This is a genomic window from Nocardiopsis sp. MG754419 (assembly GCF_018207095.1).
Taxonomy (GTDB): domain Bacteria; phylum Actinomycetota; class Actinomycetes; order Streptosporangiales; family Streptosporangiaceae; genus Nocardiopsis.
Map to the genome: position 1 here is coordinate 14,944 of NZ_QOCZ01000016.1, position 14,643 is coordinate 29,586.

A 14,643-nucleotide genomic window follows, 5' to 3' on the forward strand; every position below is an offset into this window, starting at 1 on the left:
GCCCGCTCATGCGGCCGTCCGTTCCTCCGTCCCTCTCCGGGGCCTCACGGTGTGACCCCGGGCGGTGGGTCGCACGGTGCAGCCTCCTCCGGATCATGTGGCCGGACCCCCCACGGTTCCGCCCACACCCGCTCCGGTGCACCAGGACCCCGGTCCGCCCGGGGCCGCGCGCTCCCGCTTGTCACAGCGCGGGGCGCGCGGTCGAACCGACGGCTACAGCAGGCCGTCGGTCGGGTCGGTGTCCAGGACGTCGGTGGCGTCGTCGACCAGGTCGGTGTCGACCACGTCCGTGTCCAGGGAGTCGGTGGGCAGGACCTCCGTCTCGGCCAGGGCGTCGACCTTCGTGAGACCGTCGACGGTGTGCTCCACCCCACCGAGCTCGGGGGTCCGGGGCAGGTCCTCGGTGTCCACGACACCGGTGTCCACGACGTCGGTCGCGGGCACGTCCAGGTCCTCGACGGCGTCGTCGACACCGTCGGTGACGTCGGTGACGGCGTCCGAGGCGAGGTCGTCCACCCCGTCCAGGTCGGTGGGCACGCCCTGGGCGGTGCGGTCCACGACGGTGCGTGCCTCGGCGGTGACGGCGTCGACGTCGCCCCGGGTCTGCAGGGCGACGAAGTCCACCAGGAGGGTCGCGCCCCGGACGGTGGCGAGGTGACCGTCCACGTCCACCTCGGGAACATCGATCTCGGGGACGTCCACCCGCGGGACGGTCACGCCGGGCACGTCGACGCGGTCCCGGGCGTCGCCCACGACGCCGTCCACCTCGGGCACCGCGACCTCGGGCAGGGCCGGGGCCGGCAGCGCGGTGTCGACCTCGGGCAGGGCCGGGGCCGGCAGCGCGGGGTCGACCGCCGGCGCCCAACCCAGGGCGTCGGTACCGGGAGCACCGGTGAGGTCTCCGACGGTGTCCGCCGCCGCGAAGCCGCTGCCGAGGGCGACGAAGCCGGCGGCTCCGACCGCGATGAGCAGGCTCTTGGCGGTGGTACGGGCGGTGTTGCGCATGGGAATCCTTCCGGGTGTCGTGCATTGCGGGCCCCGATCGGTGTCGCCGCGCGTTCGGGAGTGGGGCGGGTCCACGATCGGGGGTGCATCGGTCTCTGAGTCCTGTGGACCGTTGACCGACCTGAACTCCGCTACAGGCGCACGCGGGTGCGGGAGCGGGGCTCACGTCGACCCCCAGGCGGTCGGCCTCAGGCGCGCCGGGAAGGGCGGCGGGGCCGGGACTGGGCGGGTCCGTGGGTCGCGTCGAAGGCGACGGGGAGGCACCGGGGCGCGACCGAGGCGGCCGGGTGCGCTGGAGGGGACCCGCTAGTCGGGGGCGAAGGTGGGCTCGTCGGCGACCGCGGTGGGGACCGCGCGCAGGACGTGCCGGACGGCGCCGTCGAAGGCGGGCGCCGGGAGGGGGGTGCCCGCGGCGGGCAGGTGCGCCGCGAGGCCGGGTGCCGACGTTCCGGAGGCGGAGGAGGCACCGGTGAGGACGGCCAGGGAGCCGTCGAGGAAGGGGGCGTCGCCGGTGACGGCGGAGGACTCGCTCACGGTGGTCTCACGCGGTTCGGCGGGCGCGGCGGCCGTCGCGCCGGGGCCTCCCTCGGGCGTGACGGACGCGGTGTCCCGCGCCTGCGAGGCTTCCCCGGAGGTCCTGGACGTGGCGTCGGAACCGGGGGCGTGGTCCACCCGCCCTTCGGTCGCACCTTCGACGCCGTCGGGGCGTGCGTCCACCGTGCCGGTGATCTCGTCCACGGCCCGGTGCACCGGCGTGACCAGGTCGGCGTCGGGGACCTCGACCTCGGAGGCGACGGTCGCGGAGACCTCGCGCACCGTGTCGGTGGTCTCCCGGCCGGCCTTGGTGACGGTGTCGGTCAGTGGACGGGCGTACGCCGGGTCGACACGGTCGAGGCGCTCGACGGGCTCCAGGGACTCCTCGGGCACGACGGGTTCGACGGCCTGCGCGGGTTCGATCGCCTCGGCCACCTCGGCCGTCGTGTCGGCCATCGTCTCGACGCCGGCGTCGGACTCGGTGTCCGGTGCCCCCTCCACGAGGTCGACGGTGTCCGTGAGCGGGGCGTCCACCGCCACGGTGGCCCCGACGGGGGCGATCTCCTCCGCCTCGGCGTCGGAGGCGCCGAGGAGCCACCCGGCGGCCAGGACGCCGGTGAGCAGGCCGAGGAGGAACAGGGACCGACGCGGCGCGTCGGACGGCACGGTGGTACGCACGCCGGAGGCGTTCGCGAGACCGTGGAGTCCGGGCACCGGGGGTTCCTTCCACCTTGGGGACGGCGACGGCGCAGGGCCGACGAGGGTTCGGGGGCGGGGCGCCGGGCCTCGGCGCGGTCGGGGCCACGATCCACAGGGACGTGGCGGGGACCGTTCCTGCGGGACGCACATCCGAGGACGCGTGTCCGAAAAGGCCTGAATTCGCTGCCCGAAACAGAAGCTAGCACGGAATACCCACCGGTTCGCAACCCATTCTCCCGATTTCTTCCCCTCGAATCCCGTCGGTGGCATTCGGACACGGAAAAGGGTCGGGACCGCCGTGCGGCACCCGACCCTCGTTCTTTTCTCCTCGACGGTCGTCCCGATCACTCCACCGGGCCGCCCTCGGGGACCTCTCCGTCGCCCCCCACCGTCCCGTGCTCGCCGTTGATGCGTGTGACCGTGTCGATCATGTGCGACTCGATCAGGGCGAGCAGGCGCTCCTCCTCGCCCTCGACGATCGCGTCCAGGATCCGCCGGTGCTCCTCCAGGAGCTCCTCCGGCTGCGGGTAGACGTCCTGCATCACCGTCAGGCACATGCGGGTCTCCACCAACAGCGTCTGGGCCATGCGCTCCAGGCGGGAGTTGCCCGAACAGCTGACCAGGGTCCGGTGGAACTCCTGGTCGGCGTCGCTCATCTCGTCACGGTCCCCGTCGGCCGCGGCCTCCGCCAACCGGTCGACGGCGGGGGTGAGTCGGGCGAGGGCCTCACCGCGGTTCCCGCGCATGATGAGCTCGCACGCGGTGCGCTCCACCGCGAGTCGGGCGACGTAGACGTCCCGCACGTCGGCCGGGGTCAGTTCGCGCACGAACAGACCCCTGTGCCGTTCACTGCGGAGCAGCCCCTCCTGGACCAGACGCTGCATCGCCTCCCGGAGCGGCCCACGGCTCACCCCCAGCCGACCGGCGAGGTCGGCCTCACCGAGTTGGTCCCCCGGGGAGAGGGAGCCGTACATGATCGCCGACCGCAGTTGGTCGGCGATCAGCTCCGCGGTGGAGCGCCGTGGGACGGGTCTGAGTTGACCAGGGGCTGGCATGGGGTTCCCCTTCTCGGGACTCGGATCGGGTTCCTGACGGCGGTCGAGTCCTCGACCGCGGAGATGGGGCCACGGACACGGGTGGACGAACCGGACACGGACCGGCCCCTGAGGTTAACGGGCGGCGAAGGCGTTCCGGACCGTGGAAGTCCCCGATCGGAACAGGTTTCCGGGGCCGGTGCGAGCACCGCAACGGCCGACCAGACGCAGGGCCTCCCAGATGCTGACCTGGTTGGCGGTGAGCACCGTCTTGCCCAGGAGCGCCTCCATGGGGTCGATGAGGTCGGCGCTGTGCAGGGCGGTGTCCGGCACCAGGACCACCTCGGCTCGGGGATGGTCGTTGGAGATGACGAAGTCGAGCGCGTCGTCGGGGTCCAGGTTCCCGACCTCGGCCGCCGTGGCGATGCCGTGGCTGGCCAGGGACATCACCGAGACGCCCGCGTCGCCCAGGAACTCCACGAAGCGCTGGGCAACGTCGTCGGGGTAGGTGGCGGCGATGGCGACCCGCGAGGCGCGCAACTGCCGTAGGGCGTGCACGAAGGCGAAGGAGGTGCTGGAGGCGGGGACGCCCACGACGTCCCGCACCCCCTGGACCTGGCGGCGGGCGCCCTCCCAACCGAACACGAAGCTGCCGCTGGTGCAGGCCCAGATCGCGGCCTCCACGTCCATGGCGGCGAGCTCCTGCGCTCCCTTGGCGAGGACGTCCTCACCCCCCACGTCGAGCAGGGCGTCCACGCGGTGGGCGTCCTCGCGCATGAGCGTGTGCACGAGGGGCAGTTCGACGTCGCCGAGCAGGCCGGCGAAGGCCTGGTAGTCGTCCTCGGCGCTGTGGCCTGGGTACAGGAATCCGACGCGGGTCATGTCTCTCCTCGGGTCCGGGGCGCCCTCCGGGGCGTGTGGTCGGCGGCCGTCATGCGGCACTGGGCGCGGCCACGTCGATCAGGCTCTGGCCGTGGGCGACGGCGTGATGCCCGGCCGCGCGCATGACCGCCCACATGGTGACCTGGTTGGCCGCTATGACGGGTTTACCCAGTTCCCGCTCCAAGGGCGCGATGATGTCGTAGGTGAGGACGTTGGTACAGCTGATGAACACCGCCTGGGCGTCCGGGCGGTCCACCTCGTGCACCGCGTGGGCGACCTCGGCGTAGGTGACCTTCCAGATGTGACTGAGCAGACCGAGGCCGACGCTGGAGGTGACACCGACGTCGTGTTCGGCGAGGTAGGACAGCAGGCGGTCGGTCACGCTGTCCACGTACGGGGTGACCACCGCGATCCGGTCGGCGTCCAGGGTGCGCAGGGCGTCGATCAGGGCGCCCGAGGTGGTCACGGCCCGGGGTGCCCCGGCCGCCACCATGGTGTCGTGGAGGGCGCGTTGGCCCGCGGCCCCGTGCACGAAGCTGCCGGAGGCGCAGGCGTACCCGACGGCCCGGGGTTCGGGTGCCATGAGCGCCTTGACGGCGCGGGTCACCCCCTTGGCCTTGCTGAGAGCGGCGGCCTGGTCCACCGTCACCGGGACGTGGACGTAGGGGAGGCGGGTGACGTGCAACGAGACGTCGTCCGGCGTCCACCGCCACAGTTCGCGGTCGAGCGCGAAGTCGTAGGGCGCGATGACGCCCACTCCGGCCTGCCAGGGCGTCACGGCCGCCGCCGACAGTTCGACGACCTCCGGCGCGGTCACCTGTCCCGCCGGTCGCTCCGTCATCGTCGCCGGTTCCCCCGGCCCCGCAGGGACCGTCGGGGTCCTGTACTCGCGGTCGCCCTGGGGGGCCGATCCGGTTCCCTCGGTTCGCATCGGTCACTCACCTCCCGTTGATGTTCCGTGTTCAGACGTGACGGGTGTTTCGGATGTGCGCGCACGGCCCCACGAAGCGGTGGGGCCCGGGCCGCCGATCAGCGGTCGAGCCGCTCGTACAGAAGGCGTTCACCGACGCTGCCGGAGCGCCAGACGTCGTTGCAGGCCTCGGCCATGGCGGGCAGGTTCTCCACGACGGTGCCGAACACGTTGCCCGGGACCCAGCCCACGTCGCCGTTGAGCAGCAGGTTGTTGCGGCCGTAGAAGAGCGCGAGGTCGATGACCCCGGGCAGGTGGTCGATGCCCTTGTCCTCCTTGAACGAGCGGTCGAGCATGCCCGATTCGAAGGAGAAGTACACGAGGTCGCCCGGGATCGGGGTCACGGTGGGGTTCTCCTGACCGGGTTCGGGGTCGGCGAACCGCGGCACCATCGTGTAGACCTCGTTGCGCGCGTACTTGGCGTGTTGGACGGCGTCGCCCTGGGGCAGTGCGTTCCACACCGCCTCACAGGTGCGGGGCGCGTCCTTGTCGAGGAGTTCGGCGACGCAGGAGACCCCGCGTCGGGCGAGCGTGACGGTCATGTACCTGGGCAAGTGCGATCCCTTCGGCGGGGCTTGCGAGATTCCTGGGAGACCGGCCCGGACGTGCCCTTCGGGCCGCAGAGGTCACGGCGCTGTTGATTGTCGACAATCTTACGATCAACCCTCCGGAGGAGGCAATAGACCTGCCCGGAGTCGGGTATCCCTGCAGTGCCGCCAGGGTCGCTAGGTGGGTCTTTGCCCAGGAACAGTCCTTTTGTGGATTGTTGACAATCCTATGCGCGCTCCTTAGCGTTTCCCGTGCAGGGCGAACCAGCATCCCCGACGGCACCGCACAACCCGTCGCAACCGGAAAGCTCACGCCAGTGAACCGTCCGCCCAGTTCCACCACCGTCTCCGCACCCGAGCGGCCCCGCCTGCTCGTCCTCCACGGAGAGGACCTGCCACCGGGGCACGAACGTCTCGACGACCACCCAGGACTGGGCGAGGTCGTCTACACCACCGCCGACGGCCTGTCCGCCGCACTGCCCGGCACCGACGCCCTCCTGGTGTGGGACCTGTTCACCGAGGCGCTCGCCTCGTCCTGGCCCAAGGCCGACAGGTTGCGATGGGTGCACGCGGCCACCACCGGGGTGGACAACCTGATGTTCCCCGGTCTGGTCGAGGACGACGCGATCGTCACCAACTCCCGCGGGGTGTTCGACGAACACATCGCCGAGTACGTGCTCGGCCTGGTCATCGCCTTCGCCAAGGACCTCCACCGCACCTGGGAACTCCAGCAGGGCCACCGGTGGGAGCACCGGGAGACCGAGCGGGTCGCCGGCAAGCGCGCCCTGGTGGTCGGCACCGGACCCATCGGCCGGGCCATCGGACGCACCCTGTCCGCGGTCGGGATGAAGGTGTACGCCTCCGGCAGCCACGCCCGCGACGGCGACCCCGACTTCGGCTCGGTGGTCGCCTCCAGCCTGGACCGACACGGCACCGACGGTGGCGCCACCCTGGTCGACGCGCTCCCCGAGGCCGACTACGTGATCGTCGCGGCACCGCTGACCGACGCCACCCGCGGCCTGGTCGACCGACGCTTCCTCGACCTCATGAAACCCACCGCGCGACTGATCAACATCGCGCGCGGCCCCATCGTCGTCCAGTCCGACCTGGTCGGCGCGCTCGACCAGGGCGCGATCGCCGGAGCGGCCCTGGACGTCTTCGAACGGGAACCCCTCAAGGCCATCGACCCGCTGTGGGGCCTGCCCGGGTCCATCGTCTCGCCGCACATGTCCGGTGACGTGGTCGGTTGGCGCGAGGACCTGCTGGAACTGTTCCTGGACAACCTCGCCCGTTACCTGGGCGGACGGGAACTGCGCAACGTCGTGGACAAGGACCGGGGCTACGTACCCGGCTGACCCCTCGCAGGACTTGGGAGGCTGAAGTGACGATCCGTTCCGACCGGGCCGGGACCGAAGACGCGGGAACCACCATCGGTGGGGGCGCGGGCACAGCGGGGACCGACCCCGACGTTCCCCGAGCCCGCACCGGCGCGCACACGGCCGCCGACCTGTCCGCGGAACAGCTGTTGAGCGCCTACTCCACCGGGGAGCTGTCCCCGGTGGAGGCGGTCGACTCCGTGCTCGAACGCATCGAGCAGGACAACCCGGCGCTCAACGCGTTCTGTCTGGTCCGGCCGGAGGAGGCCAGGGAGGCGGCACGCGCCTCGGCCGAGCGGTGGCGACGGGGCGAACCCGCCGGCAGGCTCGACGGGGTGCCCGCCTCGGTCAAGGACATCCACCTGACCCGGGGGTGGCCGACCCTGAAGGGGTCGGTGACCTCCTCCCAGGAGGGCCCGTGGGAGGAGGACTCCCCCGTCGTGGCCCGCATGCGCGAGCACGGTGCGGTGTTCGTCGGCAAGACCACCACCCCCGAACTGGCGTGGAAGGGGGTCACCGACAACCCGCTGACCGGGGTGACCCGCAACCCCTGGGACCTGTCCACCACACCGGGCGGCTCCAGCGGCGGTTCCGCGGCGGCGATCGCCGCGGGGATGGGCCCCCTGTCCACCGGCACCGACGGGGGCGGGTCCATCCGTATCCCCGCGAGCTTCACGGGCATCTGCGGGATCAAGCCCACCTGGGGTCTGGTGCCCCACTACCCGGCGAGCCCGTTCGGATCCCTGGCGCACACCGGCCCGATGGCGCGCACGGTGGGCGACATGACGCTGATGCTGGACGTGATCTCCGGGTTCGACTCCCGCGACTGGATGGCGATGCCCACCCCGGGTCCCGGTCTGGCCGACGCCGGGCGCGGTGACGACCCGCGCGCACTGGTCCGGGGCATGCGGATCGCCTACAGCCCCACCCTCGGGGGACAGGACGTGGACCCGGAGGTGGCCGCCGCGGTCGCCGAGGCGGTCCGGGTGTTCGACGAACTCGGCGCCAAGGTGGAGGAGGCCGACCCGGGGCTGCCCGAGTCCGTGGAGGAGTTCCACGTGCTCTGGTACTCGGGGGCCGCCAAGGCCACCGAGAAGCTCACCGACCGCGAGCGGGACCTGCAGGATCCGGGGCTGCGGGAGATCGTCGAGCAGGGCCTGACCTACTCGGCACAGGACTACCTCACCGCCATGGCGCTGCGGATGGCCATGGGCGCCCGGATGGGTCGCTTCCACGAGACCTACGACCTGCTGCTCACACCGACCATGCCGATCGTGGCCTTCGAGGCCGGGCTGGAGTCGCCGCCGGAGCTGTCCGGACGACGGTGGACCTCCTGGGCGGGGTTCAGCTACCCGTTCAACATGACCCAGCAGCCCGCGGCGACCGTGCCGTGCGGGTTCAGCGGATCGGGGCTGCCGATCGGGCTCCAGCTGGTCGGACCGCGCCACGCGGACGCACGGGTGCTGCGGGCCTGCCGGGCCTTCGAACTGGCGAGCCCGTGGGTCGGGCGACGCCCCTGAACCCCTTCTCCCCGGGGGCCCGCGGCCCCCGGGGAGCACTGTGGCGAAACGGTGATCTCGGCACGAACGGTGTCACTTCCGCACCACTCGTGAGCAGGGTCTTTTCCGCGTCCGACCGCCTTTTTGGCCGGTTACGGGACCTTCGGCCGGGCAGTTTGGTGGCCTAAGACCCCCGATGCACCTCTCACACGTATTAACGTCTTCCTCGGAGTGGTGTCGCGATCACGCGGACGTGAGGAGAGGGAGGACCGATCGTGAGCGGTGAAGCCGAGGATGCGCGGAAGCGGATCAGGGTCTTCCTCGTCGATGACCATGAGGTCGTCCGGCGTGGTGTGGCCTCGCTTCTGGAGACCGAGGACGACATGACGGTGGTCGGCGAGGCCGGGACCGCCGAACAGGCGCTGGCGCGGATCCCCGTCGTCCTGCCCGACGTCGCGGTCCTGGACGTGCGGTTGCCCGGTGGTTCGGGGGTTCAGGTCTGCCGGGAGATTCGGTCCGACCACCCCGAGATCGCCTGCCTCATGCTCACGTCCTTCGCCGACGAGGACGCCCTGTACGACGCCGTCATGGCCGGAGCCGCCGGCTACGTGCTCAAGCAGATCCACGGCGCCGACCTGGTCGGCGCGGTGCGCACCGTCGCCGCCGGCGGTTCGCTCCTGGACTCGGGGAGCACGGGCGCGATGTTGGAGCGCCTGCGCGGCAGCCAGGCCGAGCCCGACCCCCTCGCGGAACTGACCCCGCAGGAGCGGCAGATCCTCGATCTCATCGGGGAGGGCATGACCAACCGGCAGATCGGTGAGCGGCTGTACCTGGCGGAGAAGACCGTGAAGAACTACGTGTCCGCGCTGCTGGCCAAGCTCGACCTCAAACGCCGGACCCAGGCCGCGGTCCTGGTCGCCGAGCTCCGCGGGCGCCGTTACTGACGCACCCCCCGCACCGGCCCCTCCGTGGGAGGGGCCTGTCGCTCGCCCGGGCGACCTGGGAGGATGAAGACTTCCTCATGTTCGCTTCATCCTGTCTTCCTGTCCTGCGGTGAGGCTCGGTCGGTATGAGATCTCCTCTGGTGCCCGTGGTCACCGGGGCGTTGACGGTCGTCCTCGTGGCGACCGCGGCCCTGGTCTGGGCACTGTTCCTGCGTACCCCGGACCCGGCACCGGCCACGGAGGTGGTGGTCGGCGCCTCACCCGAGGGCGCCACCGCCGAGCCCACCGACGACGACGTGGTCTCCCCTCCCCCACCGGTCACCGAGGAGTCCACCGAACCGGAGCCGGAGCCCGAACCCGCTCCGGAACCCTCGCCGACCGGGTTCCCGTTCGACTGCCTCGACGGGCACTCCGGCCAGGAGCACTGGGACGAGGACACCTGGGACGACTGGTGGGAGACCTGCCTGGACGCGCGGTTCGGGGACGACGACCATGACGACTGATCGTGACGGCTCCCCCGACGCCACCACCGTCCGGGTCCCTCGGGGCGGCCGGTCCGCGGGCGACTCCGGGTCCACCTCCCTCTTCCCCACCCTGGTGCTGCGCGGCCCCCAGCCCGAACTCCCGCACCATCGGCGCGTCCCCGCCCGGCTGATCATCATGGCCTGGGTGGTCCTGCTCATGGCCGCCGTCCTGTTGTCGGTCAACGTCGTCACCTGGAGCGCGCTCACCGCGCGGATGGACGAACGCGTCGACCGGGCCCTGAACCAGGAGACCGGAGAGTTCGAGGAGTTCGCGTCCGTGGGCATCGATCCGCGGACCGCGGAACCCTTCACCGACGTGGGCTCGCTCATCCGGGTCCACCTGGAACGGCAGTACCCCGACGACTCCGAGATCCTCTTCGGCTGGGTCGACGAGGGCGCGAGCGCCGAGACACCCCGGCGGCGGGCGGGCGCCCCCGACGGCGGGGAGGAGACGACGGTCGCACCCGGGCGGATCCGACAGGGCCAGGACCCACCGCACGACCTGTCCGCCGACCCGGAGGCCGTGGAGGCCGTCCTGGGTTCCGAGGACGCCCGAGGCGTCCTCGACACCCCGGCGGGGCCGGTGGAGTGGCAGAAGGTCCGCGCGCTCCCCCCGGAGGGTGTGGAGGGCCCCGCCGGATGGTTCGTGATCGGCTACTTCACCGAGGAGGACCGCGCCGCCACCCACGCCACGATGGGCACGATCGCCCTGGTGAGCACGCTCGGCCTGCTGGCCGCGGGCACCGCGGCCTGGTGGGTGGCCGGACGCATCCTCGCGCCGGTCCGCCTGGTCCGTCGCACCGCCGCGGCGATCGGCGAGGAGGACCTCACCCAGCGCATCGAGGTGTCCGGTCGGGACGACATCGCCGCCCTGGCGGAACAGTTCAACAGCATGCTGGACCGGTTGGAGGGGGCGTTCACCGCGCAACGACGGTTCGTCGACGACGCCGGCCACGAACTGCGCACCCCGATCACCATCGTGCGCGGCCACCTCGAACTCATGGGCGACTCCCCCGAGGAGCGCGAGGAGGTGGTCCGTCTGGTCACCGACGAGCTGGACCGGATGGGCCGGATCGTGGAGGACCTGTTGCTGCTCGCCAAGGCACAGCAACCCGACTTCGTCCGACCCGAGCCCGTCTCGTTGGCGGAGCTCACCAGCGACATCGACGCGAAGATCCGCCCCCTGGGCGACCGTTCCTGGCGGTTGGAGTCCGTGGCCGAGGGCACCGCCCGCCTCGACCCCCAGCGCATCACCCAGGCCATGGTGCAGTTGGCCGCGAACGCGGTCCGCTACGGCCCCGAGGGATCCTCGGTGCGGATCGGTTCGGCGCTGGTGGGCTCGGACGTCCGCCTGTGGGTGTCGGACCAGGGCGCGGGCATCCCCGCCGAGGACCACGGACGTGTGTTCGCGCGCTTCTCCCGAGGCGGGCGGACCGCCCGGGGCGGTGACGGTGGCGCCGGGCTGGGTCTGGCCATCGTCCGGGCCATCGCCGAAGCCCACCACGGTCGGGTCGACCTGCGCTCGACCCCCGGCCACGGATCCACGTTCACCCTGGTCATCCCGGTCGACCGCACCACCGGAAGGGAGCACGCGTGAGCCGCGTACTCATCGTCGAGGACGAGGAACGGATCGCCTCGTTCGTCCGCAAGGGCCTGACCGCCAACGGCTTCACCACCACCGTGGTCGGCACCGGTGGCGAGGCCGTGGACTACGCCGTCACCGGCGGTTTCGATCTGATGTTGTTGGACCTGGGGTTGCCCGACACCGACGGGTTCGACGTGCTGCGCCGGATCCGGTCGATGGGCGTGGACACCCCCGTGGTGATCCTGACCGCCCGGGACGGGGTGCGCGACACCGTGACCGGGCTGGAGATCGGGGCCGACGACTACGTCACCAAACCCTTCCGCTTCGAGGAACTCCTGGCCCGGGTGCGCCTGCGGATGCGCACCGAGCGCACCGCCGACCTGACGGTGCTGCACGCCGGCGGGCTGTCCCTGGACCTGCGCACGCGACGGGCGTCGGTGGCCGACCTGACCATGGACCTGACCGCGCGCGAGTTCGCGTTGTTGGAGCTGCTCATGCGGCATCAGGGTCAGGTCCTGTCCCGGCAGCAGATGTTGTCGCACGTGTGGGGTTACGACTACGACCCCGGGTCGAACGTGGTGGACGTGTTCGTGCGGGCGCTGCGCCGCAAGGTGGGCGCGGAGCGGATCGTCACGGTGCGGGGCATGGGGTACCGGTTGACGGGGTGAGCGGAGCGCACCGCCCGCCACCCTGGATCCGTGACGGGTGACGGACACTCGGATGAACGATGACCGGAACACACCGCCGACCCCACCGCACCGGTGACCGATGAGGGACGAGCAGGTGACGCTCCCCCCGGTGCCGGGTGACCGCACGACGCGGGTCCGGGTGAGCCCCGGATGACGTCGATGAGGGTTTCCTCATCGAGGGCTCATGGTCGCCTCACCGCCGGTGCCCAGGATGTCGACCATGATCTGGTTCGCGTTGGCGGTCGACCTGACCGCGATCACGGTGTTGTCCTACGTCCTCTACTTCCGTCGGCACGGCCGCCGGGACCTGCTGCTGGCCTACGTGGCGCTGAACATCGGCATCTTCGCCGTGGTGTCGATGCTGGCCCGCCAAGAGGTGGGACTGGCGGTCGGCTTCGGACTGTTCGGGGTGCTGTCGATCCTGCGGCTGCGCTCGGACCTGATCAGCCAGGGCGAGATCGGCTACTACTTCGTGGCCATCGCCCTGGGCCTGGTCAACGCCATCGCCCCACCGCTCCTCATGGTGGGGCTGAACGTCCTGTTGCTGGGCTCCCTGTACGTGGCGGGCCACCCGAGGCTGTTGCCCCGGACCCAACGACGGATCATGACGCTGGACGTCGTGCACGAGGACCCCGTGGCGCTCCGCCAGGACCTGGAGGGCCGGCTCCGGGGCCGGGTACGGCACGTGGAGGTCACCGAGGTGGACTACGTGCGCGACCTCATGGTGCTGGACGTGCGGTTCCAGGAACCCGGGACGGGGCCCGTCCCGGGCCCGTCGGCGCGCGAGCGCCGCCACCCCATGCCCGCCTGGTGGGGTGAGCGATGAACCCCTCCCCGGGCATCGACCCGGCCGTGTCCCCCACCAGCGGTGCCCCCACCGCGCCGCACGACCACTCCCCCGGGCTCACCCCGGGCCAGGCGCCGCCCGGCCTGGAGGGCCTGCGACCCCTGTCGCTCGCGGAGATCAACGCCCGCGCCGCCCTGGTCACCCGGACCTGTCGCAAGTACCTGGTGCCCACCGGGCTCGTTCGGGAGCTGTTCTCGGGGGCGGAACGGGACTTCGGCGTGCTGGAGATCGACGGACGCAACTCCTTCCTCTACTCGTCCACCTACCTGGACACCCCGGACCTGCGCACCTTCCACGACCACCGACAGGGGCGACGACTGCGGTACAAGGTACGCACCCGCACCTACGTGAACACCGGAACGAGGATGTTCGAGGTGAAGGTGCAGGGGGCCCGCGGGATCACCGACAAGGTCCGCGTGGAGGTCCCCGCGGACGCGCCCTCGGACCGCCTGACCCTGCGGACCCGGGAGTTCCTCGACCGCTCGCTGGCCGGCTACCGGATGACCGCGCCGGACACACTGGTGCCCGCGGCCGTGACGGACTACCGCCGGTCCACGGTGGCGTCGTTCTGCGGACGCGAACGGGTGACGGTCGACACGGAGTTGGAGGGGCACCGGGGCGACTGGTCGGTGCGGATGCGCCCGGACGTGGTGCTGTTGGAGGTCAAGACCCGGGGCGGACTGACCCGGACCGAGCGCCGTCTGCACGAACTGGGGGTACGGGAGGCACGGTTCAGCAAGTACGCCGCGGCGCTGTCCGCGCTGGAACCCCGGCTTCGAGGCAACCCTTGGCTCCGGGCCATGGGCCGTTGCCTGGACCATCCGGGACCGAGGAGGAACCCGTCGACGGAAACGCGAGCGCAGGTCAGGGCCGTCGCGGATGCTTACGGAGGTTTCACGTGAAACATCGGGTCCGGTGCCCGTGACCCGGCCCCGGGCACCCCTTCAGGGGCGGCCGCCGCCTCGTAACCGGTCGAGGCGGCGACCTCGCCGCGAGCCCCCTCCCGCTACAAGAGGGCGAACACGACCCCCCAATGTTGTCACCTGCCACCCCGCGGGTCCAGACCGGTGGCCGAACCCCGCCATTTCCGGTCTCACCGGATCCCGGGATGACTGAGGGCACGGGCGACCCGGCGCCAGTCCACGTCGCCCAACCCGCCCGCACCGAGGTCCTCCACCACGGCCTTCAGGGTGCGCAGGTCGAAGTCGTCGCTGACCGGGGAGGTCCCGTCGCGGTGGTCGCGCACCAGTTCGGTGACGTAGACCCGCAGGTGCTCCGAACCGCGCCCTGCCTGCTCCCGGGCCCGGGAGTGCCAGCGGGCGTCGTGCGGGATCCATGCCTCGATGACCTCGGTGGGATCCGGCTGGACCGGAGGCACTAGGACCATCCGATCCACGTCGACGACCAGGCGCGGACGCCCAGGATGCGTAGGCAGTTACGGCACTTCTGGTTCACGCCGCCGTTCCAGGACCCGCAGTAGTCGCAGTACACGTGAGCTCCTCCCCTG

General features: G+C 71.5%; 15 protein-coding genes. 8 read left to right on the plus strand and 7 right to left on the minus strand.

The genetic code is table 11. The annotated features are described in order from the left end of the window. Positions 1 to 213: 213 nt before the first annotated feature. The 6 genes from DSY14_RS04970 to DSY14_RS04995 all read right to left on the minus strand — a co-directional run bounded on the left by DSY14_RS04970 (position 214) and on the right by DSY14_RS04995 (position 5,666). Positions 214 to 1,005, minus strand: coding sequence for a hypothetical protein (locus DSY14_RS04970; RefSeq protein ID WP_211715254.1), 792 nt, complete (start codon positions 1,003 to 1,005; stop codon positions 214 to 216). A gap of 306 nt (positions 1,006 to 1,311) precedes the next feature. Then, entirely contained in the window at positions 1,312 to 2,253 is a 942-nt protein-coding gene (locus tag DSY14_RS04975) for a hypothetical protein (RefSeq protein ID WP_211715255.1), read from the minus strand. 329 nt (positions 2,254 to 2,582) lie between these two features. Further along, positions 2,583 to 3,293, minus strand: a complete 711-nt coding sequence (locus tag DSY14_RS04980) for a GntR family transcriptional regulator (protein ID WP_211715256.1) — start codon at positions 3,291 to 3,293, stop codon at positions 2,583 to 2,585. Positions 3,294 to 3,407: 114 nt separating this feature from the next. Then, positions 3,408 to 4,154 carry a maleate cis-trans isomerase gene (locus DSY14_RS04985; RefSeq protein WP_211715257.1) on the minus strand — a complete coding sequence of 249 codons (747 nt, stop codon included), beginning with the start codon at positions 4,152 to 4,154 and terminating at the stop codon, positions 3,408 to 3,410. A 49-nt stretch (positions 4,155 to 4,203) separates the two neighbouring features. Continuing rightward, positions 4,204 to 4,995, minus strand: coding sequence for an Asp/Glu racemase (locus DSY14_RS04990; protein WP_249187342.1), 792 nt, complete (start codon positions 4,993 to 4,995; stop codon positions 4,204 to 4,206). A gap of 188 nt (positions 4,996 to 5,183) precedes the next feature. Beyond that, complete coding sequence (locus DSY14_RS04995; protein WP_211715287.1) at positions 5,184 to 5,666, minus strand: DUF3830 family protein; 483 nt, start codon at positions 5,664 to 5,666, stop codon at positions 5,184 to 5,186. 323 nt (positions 5,667 to 5,989) lie between these two features. On the opposite strand from DSY14_RS04995, the gene DSY14_RS05000 reads away from it, so the two are divergent. From DSY14_RS05000 to DSY14_RS05035, 8 genes are all read left to right on the plus strand, one after another. Further along, complete coding sequence (locus DSY14_RS05000; RefSeq protein WP_211715259.1) at positions 5,990 to 7,027, plus strand: D-2-hydroxyacid dehydrogenase; 1,038 nt, start codon at positions 5,990 to 5,992, stop codon at positions 7,025 to 7,027. Positions 7,028 to 7,053: 26 nt separating this feature from the next. Then, positions 7,054 to 8,568, plus strand: coding sequence for an amidase (locus DSY14_RS05005; RefSeq protein WP_211715260.1), 1,515 nt, complete (start codon positions 7,054 to 7,056; stop codon positions 8,566 to 8,568). 251 nt (positions 8,569 to 8,819) lie between these two features. Continuing rightward, on the plus strand, positions 8,820 to 9,491 hold the full coding sequence (locus DSY14_RS05010; RefSeq protein ID WP_307851132.1) for a response regulator transcription factor: 672 nt from the start codon (positions 8,820 to 8,822) through the stop codon (positions 9,489 to 9,491). A gap of 125 nt (positions 9,492 to 9,616) precedes the next feature. Continuing rightward, positions 9,617 to 9,994 carry a hypothetical protein gene (locus tag DSY14_RS05015; RefSeq protein ID WP_249187343.1) on the plus strand — a complete coding sequence of 126 codons (378 nt, stop codon included), beginning with the start codon at positions 9,617 to 9,619 and terminating at the stop codon, positions 9,992 to 9,994. Beyond that, positions 9,984 to 11,612 carry a cell wall metabolism sensor histidine kinase WalK gene (locus tag DSY14_RS05020; RefSeq protein ID WP_211715262.1) on the plus strand — a complete coding sequence of 543 codons (1,629 nt, stop codon included), beginning with the start codon at positions 9,984 to 9,986 and terminating at the stop codon, positions 11,610 to 11,612. The genes DSY14_RS05015 and DSY14_RS05020 overlap by 11 nt, the downstream gene beginning before the upstream one ends. Continuing rightward, positions 11,609 to 12,268 (plus strand): response regulator transcription factor, encoded by a 660-nt coding sequence (locus tag DSY14_RS05025; protein ID WP_211715263.1) that lies wholly within the window; start codon positions 11,609 to 11,611, stop codon positions 12,266 to 12,268. Before DSY14_RS05020 ends, DSY14_RS05025 begins: the two co-directional genes overlap by 4 nt. Before the next feature lie 241 nt (positions 12,269 to 12,509). Continuing rightward, positions 12,510 to 13,115 (plus strand): DUF4956 domain-containing protein, encoded by a 606-nt coding sequence (locus DSY14_RS05030; protein WP_211715264.1) that lies wholly within the window; start codon positions 12,510 to 12,512, stop codon positions 13,113 to 13,115. Next, on the plus strand, positions 13,112 to 14,038 hold the full coding sequence (locus tag DSY14_RS05035) for a polyphosphate polymerase domain-containing protein (RefSeq protein WP_211715265.1): 927 nt from the start codon (positions 13,112 to 13,114) through the stop codon (positions 14,036 to 14,038). The genes DSY14_RS05030 and DSY14_RS05035 overlap by 4 nt, the downstream gene beginning before the upstream one ends. Positions 14,039 to 14,229: 191 nt before the next feature. Here the strand turns inward: DSY14_RS05035 and DSY14_RS05040 are convergent, their stop codons facing one another. Beyond that, entirely contained in the window at positions 14,230 to 14,514 is a 285-nt protein-coding gene (locus DSY14_RS05040) for a hypothetical protein (RefSeq protein ID WP_211715289.1), read from the minus strand. Between the last annotated feature and the right edge of the window lie 129 nt (positions 14,515 to 14,643).